14 protein-coding genes are annotated in these 15,115 nt (G+C 49.8%); 10 read left to right on the top strand and 4 right to left on the bottom strand.

What is annotated here, in order from left to right:
- Positions 1 to 2 precede the first annotated feature (2 nt).
- Positions 3 to 1,418 carry a DUF4097 family beta strand repeat-containing protein gene (locus tag HF569_RS05905; protein WP_168901686.1) on the top strand — a complete coding sequence of 472 codons (1,416 nt, stop codon included), beginning with the start codon at positions 3 to 5 and terminating at the stop codon, positions 1,416 to 1,418.
- Positions 1,419 to 2,285: 867 nt separating this feature from the next.
- Entirely contained in the window at positions 2,286 to 2,813 is a 528-nt protein-coding gene (locus tag HF569_RS05900; protein WP_168849993.1) for a MarR family winged helix-turn-helix transcriptional regulator, read from the top strand.
- A gap of 95 nt (positions 2,814 to 2,908) precedes the next feature.
- Here the strand turns inward: HF569_RS05900 and HF569_RS05895 are convergent, their stop codons facing one another.
- Positions 2,909 to 4,237 (bottom strand): MFS transporter, encoded by a 1,329-nt coding sequence (locus tag HF569_RS05895; RefSeq protein ID WP_168901685.1) that lies wholly within the window; start codon positions 4,235 to 4,237, stop codon positions 2,909 to 2,911.
- Between the two features lie 33 nt (positions 4,238 to 4,270).
- Positions 4,271 to 4,789: a DUF1440 domain-containing protein gene (locus HF569_RS05890; RefSeq protein ID WP_168901684.1), complete on the bottom strand. Its 519-nt coding sequence runs from the start codon at positions 4,787 to 4,789 to the stop codon at positions 4,271 to 4,273.
- 224 nt (positions 4,790 to 5,013) lie between these two features.
- On the opposite strand from HF569_RS05890, the gene HF569_RS05885 reads away from it, so the two are divergent.
- The 7 genes from HF569_RS05885 (at position 5,014) to HF569_RS05855 (ending at position 13,554) form a co-directional block, all read left to right on the top strand.
- Positions 5,014 to 7,284 (top strand): ATP-binding cassette domain-containing protein, encoded by a 2,271-nt coding sequence (locus tag HF569_RS05885; RefSeq protein WP_168901683.1) that lies wholly within the window; start codon positions 5,014 to 5,016, stop codon positions 7,282 to 7,284.
- A 262-nt stretch (positions 7,285 to 7,546) separates the two neighbouring features.
- On the top strand, positions 7,547 to 7,936 hold the full coding sequence (locus tag HF569_RS05880; protein WP_168849989.1) for a tautomerase family protein: 390 nt from the start codon (positions 7,547 to 7,549) through the stop codon (positions 7,934 to 7,936).
- Between the two features lie 174 nt (positions 7,937 to 8,110).
- Entirely contained in the window at positions 8,111 to 8,956 is an 846-nt protein-coding gene (locus HF569_RS05875) for a GRP family sugar transporter (RefSeq protein WP_168901682.1), read from the top strand.
- Between the two features lie 122 nt (positions 8,957 to 9,078).
- Positions 9,079 to 10,614 carry a hypothetical protein gene (locus HF569_RS05870; protein WP_168901681.1) on the top strand — a complete coding sequence of 512 codons (1,536 nt, stop codon included), beginning with the start codon at positions 9,079 to 9,081 and terminating at the stop codon, positions 10,612 to 10,614.
- 463 nt (positions 10,615 to 11,077) lie between these two features.
- Positions 11,078 to 11,860, top strand: coding sequence for a WxL domain-containing protein (locus tag HF569_RS05865; protein ID WP_168901680.1), 783 nt, complete (start codon positions 11,078 to 11,080; stop codon positions 11,858 to 11,860).
- A gap of 120 nt (positions 11,861 to 11,980) precedes the next feature.
- A complete protein-coding gene (locus HF569_RS05860) occupies positions 11,981 to 13,045 on the top strand; it encodes a DUF916 and DUF3324 domain-containing protein (protein ID WP_168901679.1) in 1,065 nt (354 codons plus the stop codon).
- Between the two features lie 29 nt (positions 13,046 to 13,074).
- Positions 13,075 to 13,554: an LPXTG cell wall anchor domain-containing protein gene (locus HF569_RS05855; protein ID WP_168901678.1), complete on the top strand. Its 480-nt coding sequence runs from the start codon at positions 13,075 to 13,077 to the stop codon at positions 13,552 to 13,554.
- A gap of 107 nt (positions 13,555 to 13,661) precedes the next feature.
- On the opposite strand, the gene HF569_RS05850 is transcribed toward HF569_RS05855, so the two are convergent.
- Positions 13,662 to 13,823, bottom strand: a complete 162-nt coding sequence (locus tag HF569_RS05850) for a hypothetical protein (protein ID WP_168901677.1) — start codon at positions 13,821 to 13,823, stop codon at positions 13,662 to 13,664.
- Positions 13,823 to 14,377 carry a hypothetical protein gene (locus HF569_RS05845; RefSeq protein ID WP_168901676.1) on the bottom strand — a complete coding sequence of 185 codons (555 nt, stop codon included), beginning with the start codon at positions 14,375 to 14,377 and terminating at the stop codon, positions 13,823 to 13,825. The genes HF569_RS05850 and HF569_RS05845 overlap by 1 nt, the downstream gene beginning before the upstream one ends.
- An 89-nt stretch (positions 14,378 to 14,466) precedes the next feature.
- Here HF569_RS05845 and HF569_RS05840 point away from each other — a divergent pair, with 89 nt between their 5' ends.
- On the top strand, positions 14,467 to 15,111 hold the full coding sequence (locus HF569_RS05840) for a Crp/Fnr family transcriptional regulator (RefSeq protein WP_168901675.1): 645 nt from the start codon (positions 14,467 to 14,469) through the stop codon (positions 15,109 to 15,111).
- Positions 15,112 to 15,115: the final 4 nt, after the last annotated feature.

Genomic DNA, 15,115 nt, shown 5'->3' with positions numbered 1-15,115 from the left:
GCATGGATGATATTACGATGGACATTCGCACGCGGTTAGATCAACGGTTTAGCCAGTATCAACCTTCCCGCGCGTTGACGGAATTAAAAGAAGAACTAGTCGGTGATCTCACCGAAGCAGTGACGGATAAGATCAATCAGGGGATGGCCGCCCCAGAGGCCCTTGACGAAGCGATGGCGCAGTTGGGGGATATCGACAGTCTCCTCAAAGAAGTGGCGGATGAAGATGCTCAGCGCGATCAGGCAAAGGCCGCGGAGCAGGATGAGCCAACCACCCGGTCACACGTCCAGATTGGCAAGCTCCACATTACGGATGATCAGGTTACTTGGGGTGATCACGTGGTGGTTGATGGGGATAACGATAAGGTTGATCTCGGAAAGTTGGTCCAGGTCGATGGCGATCACGTTTCAGTGGGCAATGGCTTTATTGATGTGAACGGCGATGACGTTAAGATCAATGGTGAACGGCCACAGCGCGCTTACGTCGGCTCACTCAAGCTGGTCAATACGCAATCCTTTGCGATCGGCGACGTGAAGAAATTGGTGATCGACTATCCCGACGCAGCCCTCAAAATTGGCCAGGCCAGCGCTTCAGAAATTGTGGTCAATGAATACATGAGTCGTGACAGTGAACGTTTCTACCTGCATGGCCGCCAATATGGGACCCAGTTGGAAATTCATCAGGGTGATCGGCCGCGGCTATGGCCGCTACACGTGCGCACGGAGATCTTCATTCCTAGTGCGCTAGCGGGACAGGTTCAGGTGCACGCGGGCAATGGAAGTTTGGAGCTCAGCGACCTGCGTTCGAACGCTGATTACGATGTACACGCCACTAACGGCGCTATCCGGGCATTTAACAACCAAGTGATGAACGTCGCCATTCGGTCAACCAACGGCGCCGTACGGGTGGATCAACTGACGGCGACCGGCTATCAGGTCACGAGTACCAATGGCGCAGTGACCCTGGCGAATGTGGATGGCGATGGTAAGATTGAGTCTTCCAATGGCGCTATTCGCCTGACGGATCAGACGGGGAATACGACGCTAAATTCGCGCAATGGGGCTATCCGCATTGAGGGCCTCACTGGTCAAGTCAATGGGACCTCTCGTAACGGGGCGATCCGGGTTCATCGGCTGAGTGGCGGTGGTCACTTACATTCCGGCAATGGCAAAATTAGCGTAGACGTTTCCGAGTTAACGACCGACTTACGGTTGACCGGTAACGGCGGCGCGAGTGTGGAAATGCCTGGTCAGGCAACGTACAAGTTCGACGTACGGAACGATGATGGTTCCCTAAGAGTTCCCCGGGTGGCGCAGCTTACATTGGATGACAGTCACCATAAGATTGGTGCAATTGGTGAGGATGCGACCCACACGGTTATGATTGATACAGTTCATGGAAGCATTCGACTTGATTAATGAACAAAGTTCCTCTAAACTATTGGCAATTGCTAATGGTTTAGGGGAGCTTTATTTTTTGGGGTAATATTTTCGCAAATGAGCGGTTGAACCCCTTCAATGAGTCAAACTATGCAAAATTGCAATTGTTACCAGCTTAAATAATCTGGTGCAGAATTTGCAGGACTGGAAGCGTTATAATCAAAAGTGGTTCACGCGAATTTTGCCGTAGTTTAATTGGCAATAAAGGGGCGATAAACAGGGGATAAATACGGAAGATAGCGTTTACCGTAAATTGTAAATAAAATACCAACAATTTACGAAAAAAGGTTTATTTTTTGGTCAATTGAGGAGATACTAGAGGGAGTTACCGTATGGTTGAATCATAAAGGTGCCACCAAGATTGAAATTGGTGTAGTTTTACCTGACTGATCTGCGCAAGGGGAATCTTGCGGGAACGGCCGGCTGCTAGACCGAGGTAAACGGTCGTCGGCGAAATAAAGTCTACGGTTCCCGTATAGGTAATATTGTGGCTATTAATTGTAGTCAGTTGATTTTTTTGGTAAGCAGTTTGGAGTAACGTTTTAATTTGTTGACGAGCTGGGGTGAACATTTTTATCACGTCCTTGATTTGATGATTGAATCTATTATAGAACGTGTGTTTGGTTTTGGAAACCACAATCGCTAATTTTTTATTAAAACGATAATTTGTTTCATTGGATAAGATAATTTTATAGTAAAAAGTAAGTAGGGTTATCCACTTACATAATATTGACTGGTGACGTGGCTGACTATTTCAACTAAACTTAAGACCCGTGGGCTGTACCCAATTCAGGACGGTAATAGGCAGCGCCCGGCGCTGAAACTAAAAGGAGTAATGGATTTATAATGACAGAGACGACGAATGACAACGTAACGGAAGCAGAATTGAAGAAAGAGTTTGACGACTTATACATGCACATTTTTAAATACATCGGTGATTTCGTTTCGATTCCCACCCAAAAGTATAACTTAACCTTTGAGGCTTTCATGGTGATGGAAAACGTTGCTCGGAGTAAGAATGGCCAAACGTTGGTTGAACTTGCCAAATTAGAAGGCGTCTCCAAGAGCGCTATCGCTCGTCAGGTTAATGTGTTACTCAAGGAAAACTATGTGATGCAGAAGGTCGACCCCAATGATCGGCGGGTTAAGTACATTACCTTAACTGCCGCAGGGAGCCGCGTTCAACGGAACTTGGCTCAAGCGACCGACGAACGGTTCCACCGTTGGTTAGGCTTCTTCGGTAAGGATGAAGCAGAACATTTCATCAAGGTATTACACCGCGCGAATGATCGGGCCGTAGCGGCTGGCTTTGTTGGATTCGATAGCTTACATGACAAGCGTCGTAATTCCAATCGTAGCCGGACACACGGCTAGTGAACTAATCTTAAGCTAACTAAATAGGCAGTACGACCTCATTTCTTGAAGTCGTACTGCCTTTTTTTCTGCCCTAATCGCAGGACAAAGTGGCGTTAACCATCCAGATCGGCTGGTGTGATGGCCGCTTGTAATTGACGTTCGTTGTACAGCAGTAAGATACCAAACATGATGATATAGAGGGCTAGCGGTAGCCAAGCGTAGTTGAGCGTGATCATGTGCTGCGTCGCCACATTTTGGCCGCGATTAGCGACGTAGCCGGACAGGTGAAAGAGCCCCGCCGTAATCAGGCCGCCCAGCCCGAGGCCCACGTTGACGCCGAAGTCATCGGTGGACGCGAGAATGCCCTCGGCTTGAATGCCCATCGCCATGCCGTAGCGGATCGTGTCCGCAATCATGATGGAGACTAGCCCGATAATTAGGCCGTTACCGACGGAGTTGAGCAGGATACCACCAAAAATCACGATGAGTTGGTTGGCGACTACGCCCAGGCTAAGGATTAATTGGCCCGTTGCCGCAATCGCAATGCCGCTAAGCATCGTCCGCTTCTTGCCCCATTGCTTGGCGGAGTTGACGATCAACAGGACCCCAATGAGGGCGGCAAACGTAAAGCCGTTGGCGTAAGGCACTAAGTTCTCACTGTGTTGGATGTATTTGAAGTAGTAAATGGTCGTCTGGTTCTTAATCGCCGTGGTTAACCAGTAGAGCAGGATGACCACCGAGATGACCAGCCACGGTTTATTTTGCCGGAGCATGTGGCCAACCGATCGCCAGGACTGATGGGACTGTTCGGGATTGCTGAAGCGTTCGTGGACGTGAAAGAATGTGTTCCAAATCAGTGCCAGTGAAATGGCACCGAACAGGATGATCGTGAGCAGGAACCCCTGTTGCTGATTGCCATGTCCGAAGAGTGCCACCAGCGGTAAAGTGAAGACGGCGACGATGATTTGAACGGAGCTGCCGCAGAATTGGCGAATCACGCCCAGCATCGTTTGCTCGCGGTCATTTTGAGTGAGCGTGGGGAGAATCGAGGTGATGGGAAGATTGACGGCGGTGTAGAAGAAGCCCAGTCCCAGGTAGGTGACGTAGGCCCAGATGAGCTTGCCGGTGGCGCCAAATGGGGGCGTCACGAAGGTCAGAATTGCAAAAATCACGTAGGGCAGGGCATACCACAGGAAGAACGGGCGACTCTTGCCCCATTTGGAATGGGTGCGATCAATCATCAACCCGATAATTAAACTTTCGACCACATCGGCCAGCCGGGCGACGACGAAAAGAATGGCGGCGGCACTGGCGCTCAGGCCGTAGACGTCGGTGTAAAAGAACAGAAGATAGGTGGTCATCATTTGGAAGACCAAGTTATCGGCGGCATCACTGAGCCCGTAGCTCAAGCGTTCCGGCCATTTTGTTTGCCAAGGATTCATGGGTGGCAGCACCTCCAACGATGAAGTGAGACTTTACTTGTGCTTTTCAGCGACGAGGCGACGGTAGACTTCTGCGCCGACGAGATCGTTGGTGACCATCCACGCAATGTGGCCAAGCGCTTCGGAAAGGTGTTCTTCTCGCGGCTGATCCTTCGCTGCTGGGACGATGCCCATGGCTGGCATGATCCCGAGGTGAAAGGCAATCCAGATGGTGAGGCCGAACCAGGTGCCGGCGTCCTTCTTAATCAACGGCAGCTTTTCGCCGACAATCTGGTACAGGACGGCAAAGGTGGTCGAGAAGCCAAAGTGGATGACGTAACTGACCCAAGGCAACTTGTGCCCAGAATAGGTATAGGTCGCGTGCGTCACCTTAGCGGGAATACCGAATTGTTCGAGCAGGGTTTGCGGTGGATTGGTGGCGTCGCGTTCCTCAGTCCGGGGTGGTAAGACGTTCTCCCAACCGAGCTTAACGAGGCCAGAGACGATGCCGGCCGCTCCTCCGGCGATGATGGCGGCGGGGAGATTTAAGGGGTGCTTTGCAAATAAGGACATAACAGAATTCCTCCTTGATAGACTTAATCACAAATTCGAGTATAAGCGTTTTAAGCCAGTTTTTGGGAATATTTGCTTGTAAGGTCGTCGAACTGGTGTTCAATTTTAGAGTATGGTAAGCTAGTTCGGTAGGCGTCATTGATGCGTGATTAAGTGAACGCAAACGGTGAAAGTGACTGCTATGACGCGATATTTGAACGGTAGACAAACGAAAGGAGTCTAGCATGCAAAACACATTTGACCAGGGGTATATTGAGATTCAGGATGCGACTCAAAATAATTTACGCCACGTTAATTTGCGGGTGCCTAAGTACCGGACCACGGTCTTCGTTGGCCTATCGGGATCGGGGAAATCCTCGCTGGTGTTCGATACGATTGCGGCGGCATCACGGCGCGAACTCAACGAGACGTTTCCTAGCTTTACGCAACAATACTTACCGAAATATGGTCAGCCGCACGTCGGCCACATTGACCATTTGCCGGTCGCGATTGTGATTGCCCAGCAGCGGTTGGGGAAGAATGCCCGCTCGACGTTGGCCACCTATACGGGGATTTATTCCTTATTGCGGTTGTTGTTTTCGCGAATTGGGAAGCCGTTCATCGGGTATTCGGATAGTTTTTCGTTTAATCTCCCCCAGGGGATGTGTCCGGCTTGCCAGGGCTTAGGCTACGTGGATGATATTGACGAGCACCAGTTGATTGATCCCAATAAGTCCCTTAACCAGGGGGCCATCACCTTCGTTAGTTTTGGGCCCAATACGTGGCGGTGGCGGCGGTATGCCACCAGCGGGTTATTTGACAACGACAAGCCAATTAAGGACTATACACCCGCAGAATATGATTTGTTGATGCATGCGCCCCAACAGCGACTCAAGCACCCGGGTGAGGGGTTCCCGCACACGGCCCTCTATGAAGGCGTCGTGCCGCGGATTCGCCGGTCGGTTATCGGGAAAAAGGAAGCCCAGCATCACCGCGAGGCCATCGCTAAAATTGTGACGCGTAAGCCATGCCCGGTTTGTCACGGCACCCGGTTGAAGCCGGAAGCTTTAACGACCCACATTAATGGGCGTAATATCGCTGAGGTGTCAGCTATGGATTTACGCCACGTTTTGGCCTTCTTACAGGCAATCACGGCGCCCTTGGCCACCGACGTTGTCCGCGAGCTGACCACGAAGATTCAGTCGCTGGTTGACATTGGCCTAGGCTATTTGACGCTGGATCGGGGCACCAGCACCCTGTCAGGCGGCGAGGCCCAGCGGATTAAGATTGCCAAATATCTGACGAGTGCTCTGGTAGATATGGTTTACATTTTGGATGAACCCAGTGTAGGTCTGCATCCACACGACATTCAGTTGATTAAGCAGGCGCTGACTAAGCTCAAGGATAAGGGCAACACGGTGTTAGTCGTGGAGCACAACCCCGCCATGATTTCATTCGCCGACTATGTAGTTGAAATGGGGCCACAAGCCGGTCAGGGCGGCGGTACCGTGACGTTTACCGGCACTTACCCAGAGTTATTGGCCTCGGACACGCTGACCGGGGAATGGCTACGGCGGCCGCACACTTGGGGCCCAGAGCGGCAGTCAACGCAGCACTTAGCCTTACGCCACGTGACTGAGAATAATTTGCAAGATGTCAGCGTGGACGTGCCGCTGGGTGTCATGACGGTGATCTCAGGTGTGGCCGGTTCGGGGAAATCCTCGTTGGTCACGGCGCTAAAACGGCAACTGCAGGAGGACTACATTGACCTTGCCCAGACGCCAGTGGGGATTAACATTCGGTCGACGCCAGCGACTTATTTAGGCATTTTAGATGAGATCCGTAAGCTGTTCAGTCAGGCAAACGGTCGCGTTGGCACCAGCATGTTTAGCTACAACGGTAAGGGTGCTTGCCCGCGGTGTAAGGGGAAGGGCGTCACGATTACCAATATGGCGTTTATGGACCCGGTTGTTCAGACGTGTGAGTTGTGTCAGGGCAAGCGGTATAGCGAGGAAGCCTTGCAGTACACGTATCAAGGTAAGACCATCGCTGAAGTTCTCCAATTATCGGTCACGGCTGCGGCAACGTTTTTCAAGGACAGTCCCAAATTAGCCAGTCAATTGGCGAACTTGGATCGCGTGGGACTGGGCTATCTCACGTTAGCGCAGCCGCTGACTACCTTGTCTGGTGGTGAATTACAGCGGTTGAAGTTGGCCGTCGAGTTAGGCAAGCAGGGGACCGTCTACTTGCTGGATGAACCCACGGCGGGGCTACATTTGAAGGATACGGCACGCTTGCTGAAATTATTCAATGAGCTCGTCGCGGCGGGCAATTCATTGATTGTGATCGAACACAATCTGGCTGTGATTAGTCAAGCTGATTGGTTGATTGACGTGGGACCGGACGCGGGTCGTTACGGCGGTCACATTCAATTTAGTGGGACGCCGCAAGCGGCCATCAAGCAGGCTGATTCACGAACCGGCGTCGCCTTGAAGGCGTGGATTGATGAAGATTAAATGAAACAGTACAGAAGGTCGAGATGAGAAATCTCGGCCTTTTTAAGCTTTAATGGATATAAAAGTTAACTTCTTGATAATTGTCAATTTATTGGTGCTCGTTTCCGCGTAGAATGACTCTTGTCAGTAAGGGTGGTCGCGTAGCTCGGCTGAAATCAACGAGTCGTAGCGTTAGGGAATTGGCGTTGAACCTGCTAGGGTAAGACCACCAGTGTTAATCAATTGAGTTGTCAGAAGATTTTTTCAAAAGGAGCTAACGATTATGCCATTAATGCGAATTGATATGTACAGAGGGCGGAGCAAAGCGGAAATCAAGAAGATTTTGGACATTGCTTATCAGGTCGCCACGGAAGAATTACACCTACTACCGCGTGATCGCTATCAGATTGTTACCCAGCACGATCCAGAAGAAATGATCGTGTGGGACGTTGGTCTGGGCTTTGATCGCACGGAAAAAACGTTGATTGTTAGCCTGACGTCGAGTCCCCGTGAAGAGGCGGATAAGGAGCGGTTCTATGCGCGATTGGTTAAAGAATTAGCCGCTGGTGCAGGCGTACCGCCAACCGATGTGTTAATCAACATCACCACGAATACCAAGGCCGACTGGAGCTTTGGCAATGGTGAAGCTCAATTTATGAATGGAAAATTGTAAGCGAAGTTAGCGGACCCGTCATGAGTTGTGACGCGGTCCTTTTATTTTGCGATGGACAGGCGTCGTGAAACAGGCGGGGCAAGATGGACAAAAGAATTGCCGTTGACGTTATTGACAGCGCTTTCATTATAGGCGTACGATTAATCTTACTGAAGGTAGAAATGAGGTGGGCGGATGAACATCCTTATCGGACTCATGCCGGCGCTATTTTGGGGAATTCTTCCCATTTGGATGCAAGGGCGGACGGGTGGTAATTGGACGGAGCAACTGTTGGGAACCAGCGTAGGTGGCGTCATCAGCGCGATTGTGTTGCAGCTCATCTTCCATTATGATGTCAGCCTCACGGATTTTCTGCTTTATTTCTGTTCGGGCGTCTGCTGGAGCGTCGGCCAAGGCGGGCAGTACTGGAGTTATAACGCGCTGGGTGTCAATAATGCCGTGCCGTTCTCGACGGCGCTACAAATCATTGGGAATTCGCTGATTGGCGGCTGGGTCTTTGGCGAGTGGGTCGGTTGGCACGACAGCGTGTTAGGAATCGTTGCGCTCGTGATTATCCTGTCTGGCGTGATGATCAGTAACGGCGTGATTCACGTGTCCCGTAAAGATATTGGGGCATACATCCTGTTGATTGTGACCTGTGTCGGGTATTGGGGCTATTCCGGATTTCCGCACTATGCGGTGAGCAAGGGCCTGCATGGCTTCTTGCCGCAAACGCTGGGGATGATGGCTGGGGCCCTCACTATTTACCTCGTGGGTCGAAAGAAGATTTCGAGTCAGGATCCGTGGGGGTTACGCAACATTACCTCGGGCTTTATCTTTGCCGTGGCGGCGGGAACGTACCTGATGTCGCTGAATCTCAATGGCTTAGTCAACGGGTTCGTGCTGACACAACTGAACGTGGTCGTCGCGACCTTGCTGGGCGTGGTGATCTTGAAAGAGGCTAACCTGAAACAGCTGATTCCGAAGACAATTGGTCTAGCAATCCTGATTGGTGGGGCGGTCATGATGGTCAACATTTAAATTTTGAAAAGATGGCGCGGGCCATCTTTTTTTGTCGGCCTAGTTAAACGTACGTTCCCCTTACTGGCGAAATATGGTATGATAGGCAAACGATATTTAACTGTGGAAGGACTGGAAAATTTATGGCAATCACGTTGCTCACGCCGGCGCAGAACCGGTTTCTTCAATTGACTCAACCGGCGCTGGAGTTACCGGCATTGACGCAGGTGCTCCCAGTTTTGCGGGATCATCCGACGGTGAAGGATACCAGTGATTTCTTGACGCGGTCGACGCGAGCGCTCATTCAGGAGCAACGGCTAGACTGGTTGGTTACGGGGAGTCTGGCGTGGAAATTGTTGGCACGATTGCCGTATGCCATTAATGCCAGTGACCGCCGAGCCGACTGGCACCACTGTGCGTTGTGTCATAAGCCGGTGCGTTACGAGTACCACGTGGTTTTGCGCGCAACCGGACGAGAGATTCTGGTGGGATCCGAATGCGTGAAGAAGTTTATGAGCGACGAAATGCAGTATCTCATGGCGATTACGACCGAAGATAATTTCCACGCCGTCGCCCAGTATGATGCGCTGACGGATCACTATCCAGTAGTGCCGGAGATTTTATGGACGAAGGATGCACTGCCAGACTTGCCTGAGCGGCACCGGAGAAGGCAGCGTTGGGTCCATAATGGCACGAAATCTACCGTCACGGGTTATTTACGGCGGCGGACGCAGAAGTTGCCAGACGAGCAGCTAGCCCCTTATTTGACGGCGTACGATCAGCTACGGCTTTCCGCACAGGCGGCCACGGCGAAGCGTCATGAGCGAGTTCAACGGCAACAGCAACGGGCTCAAGATTTGGCGGCTAAGGAAGAACAGGCGGCTTGGGCAGCGGCCAACACGGCCCAGTCTGCGGCGGAGAAGGCGTTACGGGCTTCGGCAGATTATCGCGGATATTTGGGCGCGGTCGCGGGATTATTGACGCAACACCTGAGCTTAGCCGCGTTTAAGGCACAACTGGCCACGATTCCCATGCCCCAGGCGTTAAATAAACTGGTGAATTCTTATCAGTTGGGGGTCATGGCGACCGAATTTGCGCGGACGGGTCAGATCAAGGCGGCGCGTCTGCAGATTGTGCCGCGTTACTTGGTGGCCGACCTTAATCGCCAGACACGGCGATTAGCGGCGCAGCGCCAGCGTGATTGGGATGACGATGTCTTTAATGCGGCCGTAGGGTTTGAGCTGACACCGGCTCAGCGGCAGACGCAGTTGGCCCAATTGCGCCAGAGTTGGGAAGGTCGCCAGGTGCCGTCGACGGTATACGCCCAATTGCTTCATTTAAAAGCGGATTTGGCAGCGGGACAGCCGGTGCCAGTGGATTGGCCGGAGCGACTACGAACGGCCCTTCAACAACGTTTAGACCAGCAGCCAACGACGGGCTGGGTGCCAGCACGTAAGAATCACGTGACAACGGAACAGCTTCGCCAATTAGTTCAGGGGCGTGACAGCTTTACCGTGGTGGCAGCGGATTATCATCGCTTGTATCAATTGGCTCAGCAGGATGAAGCACTGACGCTTTCCGCCCTACAGCAGTACTATTTAGTTCAGCAGGATCGTCAGGCCGGTCGTGCACCGGCCACGCAAAAGCTGGTGCAGCAGCTTTTACAGACGAAAGATTAAGCAAGAAGCTCCGGGAGACTGGGGCTTTTAATTTTGCCACGAAATAATTAGTTACTCTGATAGGAAAGGGGCGTGATGCATTATCACTTGACTAACTTTTAACCACATTTGGTAAAGCGCTCACTATTTTCCGATAAAATAAGTTTTACTTACGAACTTGTTAACGATTACAAGGACTGATATAACGCTTTTTATAAGGAATTTGGCCTTTTTTTGAAAAAGTTTCGTTTTTAATTGGAAAAACTATTTACAGGCAGACCTTCCCACGTTATAATGTACTTGTTACATATTTGGTAAAGCGTAACGTCCGACTAGGGAGGAAGTTACAAAAAGATCTCCCCTTAACTAAGCGAAGCCAGTCTTTGCGGTGACTAGTGGTTAAGAGGCGATTGAGCTTATTAAATATCAAAGAGTTGTTGTCGGATATTGAGGGATTTAACCAATTATGAGGGGTGCATAAATTATGAAGAAGACAGTAAGCAGTATTTTATTAGCAAGTGCATTATTATTAGGGACTATTGCTCCAGTTGCAGCTAGTGCAAACACTACCGGTGATGGATTCAGCGGTACCACGAGTAGCACTGTTCACTTCGCTAAGCCAGATTCAACGACTAATCCTGTTGATCCAACTGATCCAACTAAGCCAGTTGACCCAGGTAACACAACTGATCCAGAAGATCCAAACGGTGGGACTAATCCTAGTGGCGATTTAACTTTCCTGTTTGTTTCTGACAGTATTAACTTTGGTTCTGCCACTACGCCAATCAAGTCACAAACTTCTGGGACGACGCAAAGCATTAGTGATGGTAGTAAGAATGCTGATGGGACGACCAACGCTGTTACCGTTACCAACAATGCCTTCAAAACCAACGCTAACCTGTTAACTGAAGTTTCCGATACTCGTGGGACTAACGCTGGTTGGACAGTTACAGTTAACAGTTCAGCATTAACTGACTCTAAAGTTGGCGATCTAAAGGGTGCAACCATTGATCTTAATGGTAGCAAGGCCGTTGTTAAGAACTCCGCCGATGCTGAAGGAACTACAATTGATAAGACTGATACGGGTGCATTAGCAACTGATGGTACTGCCAACACGATCTACTCAGCTAAAACTGGCTTTGGTGCCGGTGCAACGACCATGCAACTTGATCCTGCAAATGTTACTTTGAATGTGCCTACTAACGTAGCTACTGGTACTTACACAGGCCAATTGAACTGGACCTTAAGTGACACCCCAGGCAAGTAATTATCAAAATGCGATTAAAGGTGTCCATTCTGTGCGAATGAACACCTTTTTGTTTATGAATGTAGTATTATAAAGATATTACAGGAGATGCATTAACTAGGGTAAGGCAGAGGTGTAAGGATGCTAGGATTTAAGCGGGTTTGGTTGGTGATGATGGCAATAGTTAGTTTCGTTTGTGCGGGGGTGTTTTCTGATGGAAACAGCGCGCAGGCGGCGACAGCAACTAATAACGTTGGGTACAACGTGTCTGCCAAATTACCAAGTAATCAAATCAACAAGAATAATTCATTTTTCGATTTGAGAATGAATTCTAATGAGACGCAGAAACTACAGGTTAGAGTTTACAATGTCACAAATGAAGAAATTAACGTTAAGACGGCTATTCATACGGCCTGGACTGGTTCAGCAGGAGCGATTGACTACGTGAATGCTGCTAAGTCATATGATCCATCGTTACGTTATAAAATGAGTGATATTACCAAGATTCAGGGAAAACAGACCATTACAATTCCCGCCAAGGGCTCGCGATTGGTGACAGCTAAAGTAAATATTCCAAAAACGAACTTTAATGGCGTCATTCTCGGTGGTTGGTATTTTCAACGTGTTGACGATAAGGTGACGGGGACTGTTAAAGGTGCCGGCAACCTGAAGAGTCGCTATTCGTACGTTATTGGAATGAAGTATACGATGGGACGTGTGCCTAATCCATCGATGAGTTTGGGTAAAGTCAGTGCGGGCCTCAGTAACTATCATCGCGGCGTGATTGCTAACATTCGAAATACGACAGCAGTGATGATCCCTAATTTGAAGACGACCACCACAATTACCAATCGTGATGGTGGAGAGGTCGTTCAAAAGGCCAAACAGGAAAATGTCCAGATGGCACCGAACACAACGTATAGTTATCCTATGTTATATGGGAAGACAGCGTTAGAAGCGGGCCACTATCACCTGCACATGGTGGTAAAGAATACGGATCATGAGTGGGTTTTTGATCGTAACTTTACGATTACGAAAGCACAAGCCGATAAATACAACAAAAATTCGGTTGATAACCAAGGTCTTAATATTTGGTTACTCGTGGCGCTGGGTGCCTTAGGGATGTTGATCCTCGTTCTCCTGATTCTGTTGATTATTTACCTGATTCGACGTAAGCGACGTAAGGACGACGAAGAGGAAGAGTAGTAAGGCAGTCTCGAAAGGAGGCGGCGGTCATGAAAAAGAGTATTAGGCGACTTGTGGTAGCAGTTGCGGTTGTTCTGGGACTAGGGTTTGGAACGACAGCATTTGCAGATGCCCCTCATGGCGAGGGGACAACTAGTACTGACACTCAAATTGGGCTTAGGATTGTGAACAACAATCACTATAGCGGTACTGGTACTGTCACTAACGGCGGTGATGGTGATGAGATTGATAATAATACAATCCCTAATGGTCACAAGCCAACGGTGACGCCTAACCATGGCGGCCAGGGGGCTCAAGGGACTAATGCTAATGGTCCGGCTAAGAAACCAGCTGGTGCAGTAGCCAGTGTTGTTCATTCTGGGACAGCAGATCTGGTTGCGGGACGATTGCCACAAACAGGTGAATCACAGGTGTTTTTAGCCAGCGTCTTTGGCTTGTTCCTGTTGATTGCGATTGTATTGCTGGCCGTCGTTCGGTGGCAAGCACGGTTGTTACGTGAGCACAGATGAATTGAATAGTTAAGATAAAACGATGTTGTCTACGGGCAGCATCGTTTTTGTTTATGGACAGATCAAAAAAGGCCACCACAGGGGCGACCTCAATCATAATTGACTGCTTAATTTTTAGGTGAACGACTGGAGAATAGGGCGACGAGTGCTTCAGCTAACATACCCACCGCCATGCCATACATCGCTAACATATCTTGTCGGAAAATGACCAGTAGTAAAACGATCACGTAGAACAACACGGTGATGAGTCGCCACAACTTACCACGCATTAGAGGGCAACGATCTTACCGACCGCGATTGGTAAGGTAACGTGAGTTGAGTAATGGCCTACCGCACCAGCCACCGTATCGGGTAAGTCGACATCGTCGGTGACCCCGTGGATGTAGATGACCCGCTTGTCTAATTCAAGTTCACTGTCGTTAAAGGTTTCCTTGAACTTGGCATCCAACGCAGCGAGCGGAACCACCTTAGTGTAGGCGAAATACCCGTTATCATCTGAGACGGGGTAGTTGTCGTTAGGGACGTTCATTTCGTGAGGTGCGGCGTCGAACGGTACCATGGTTGTACCAGAAACTGCGCCAGTTTCCGGTAAATCCACGAAGCCATCGTGATTGACGTCTTGGGCCGCCGTCGCAATTTCAGCGGGTTGGCCGTCCGGAAAACCGTGGAAATGTTCCCAATGTTGTAAGTTGGCAGGGGTATCGAACATTTCAATGTTAATCGTTAATTGATCACCATTAATTGTAAAGAGGGCGGTGCCGTGAGCCGCCGTACCGATAGCTTCTGCGTTCAGGGGTACAATATTTGCTTGATAGATTTTCATCGTTAAATGACCTCCTCGAATTGATACCCTTAGTGTATAATAAAAGCCAACGAGAAAAATTGATAATTATCAAGAAAGGAAGAAAAATTATGGCTCATGATCCCTTTAAATGTGTTCAGGGGGCGCCAATCTTTAAAGGATTAGCTGATGCTGATATTGCGGAGCTGGCGAAGATTTCCGTTCACCAACAGGAATTCAAACGTGGTAGTGTGCTTTACGATCCCACGACGCCGCTCGATCGGATGATGATCGTGGACGAGGGACGGGTCAAGGTGTATCAACTCAACGAGAATGGCAAGGAAAAAGTCCTGTACATGCTACGTGACGGGGCGATTGACAGTGAGGCCGCGCTCTTCAGTCAGCGGGATCATTTTAATTACGCCGAGGTCGTTGAAGACGCTAAGATTTGTTCGATTGGTCGGGAAGACTTTCAAGCCCTGTTACACCGGGTGCCGACAGTCGCCTTTAATCTGCTGAATATTCTGGGCGATCGGTTAACGGCGTTGGAAACGGTCAGTGCATTGACTGGGAATTTGAAGTCGAAGAACCGCGTGCTGGCGTATTTACAGCAAGTCGGTCAGGAGAAACAGGCCACGCAATTTATCTTGCCCGAAAAGAAGAAGGAGCTGGCGAGCTTCTTGGGCATTACCCCAGAAACCTTAAGTCGGCAGCTCAAACAGCTGGTAGCAGATGGGTTATTGGCGATTGATGGCCGCCAAATCACCCTGCGTTAATAGC

It is taken from the genome of Levilactobacillus tujiorum, assembly GCF_012641185.1.
GTDB classification, from domain to species: domain Bacteria; phylum Bacillota; class Bacilli; order Lactobacillales; family Lactobacillaceae; genus Levilactobacillus; species Levilactobacillus tujiorum.
Note: the sequence above shows the minus strand (reverse complement) of the source record. Positions and strands in the feature narration are given on the sequence as shown.

What these genes read in the sequence shown, in the direction of transcription:
- HF569_RS05905 (WP_168901686.1), top strand. Translation starts at nt 3, where the DNA reads ATGGATGATATTACGATGGACATTCGCACGCGGTTAGATCAACGGTTT.
- HF569_RS05900 (WP_168849993.1), top strand. Translation starts at nt 2,286, where the DNA reads ATGACAGAGACGACGAATGACAACGTAACGGAAGCAGAATTGAAGAAA.
- HF569_RS05895 (WP_168901685.1), bottom strand. Translation starts at nt 4,237, where the DNA reads ATGAATCCTTGGCAAACAAAATGGCCGGAACGCTTGAGCTACGGGCTC.
- HF569_RS05890 (WP_168901684.1), bottom strand. Translation starts at nt 4,789, where the DNA reads ATGTCCTTATTTGCAAAGCACCCCTTAAATCTCCCCGCCGCCATCATC.
- HF569_RS05885 (WP_168901683.1), top strand. Translation starts at nt 5,014, where the DNA reads ATGCAAAACACATTTGACCAGGGGTATATTGAGATTCAGGATGCGACT.
- HF569_RS05880 (WP_168849989.1), top strand. Translation starts at nt 7,547, where the DNA reads ATGCCATTAATGCGAATTGATATGTACAGAGGGCGGAGCAAAGCGGAA.
- HF569_RS05875 (WP_168901682.1), top strand. Translation starts at nt 8,111, where the DNA reads ATGAACATCCTTATCGGACTCATGCCGGCGCTATTTTGGGGAATTCTT.
- HF569_RS05870 (WP_168901681.1), top strand. Translation starts at nt 9,079, where the DNA reads ATGGCAATCACGTTGCTCACGCCGGCGCAGAACCGGTTTCTTCAATTG.
- HF569_RS05865 (WP_168901680.1), top strand. Translation starts at nt 11,078, where the DNA reads ATGAAGAAGACAGTAAGCAGTATTTTATTAGCAAGTGCATTATTATTA.
- HF569_RS05860 (WP_168901679.1), top strand. Translation starts at nt 11,981, where the DNA reads ATGCTAGGATTTAAGCGGGTTTGGTTGGTGATGATGGCAATAGTTAGT.
- HF569_RS05855 (WP_168901678.1), top strand. Translation starts at nt 13,075, where the DNA reads ATGAAAAAGAGTATTAGGCGACTTGTGGTAGCAGTTGCGGTTGTTCTG.
- HF569_RS05850 (WP_168901677.1), bottom strand. Translation starts at nt 13,823, where the DNA reads ATGCGTGGTAAGTTGTGGCGACTCATCACCGTGTTGTTCTACGTGATC.
- HF569_RS05845 (WP_168901676.1), bottom strand. Translation starts at nt 14,377, where the DNA reads ATGAAAATCTATCAAGCAAATATTGTACCCCTGAACGCAGAAGCTATC.
- HF569_RS05840 (WP_168901675.1), top strand. Translation starts at nt 14,467, where the DNA reads ATGGCTCATGATCCCTTTAAATGTGTTCAGGGGGCGCCAATCTTTAAA.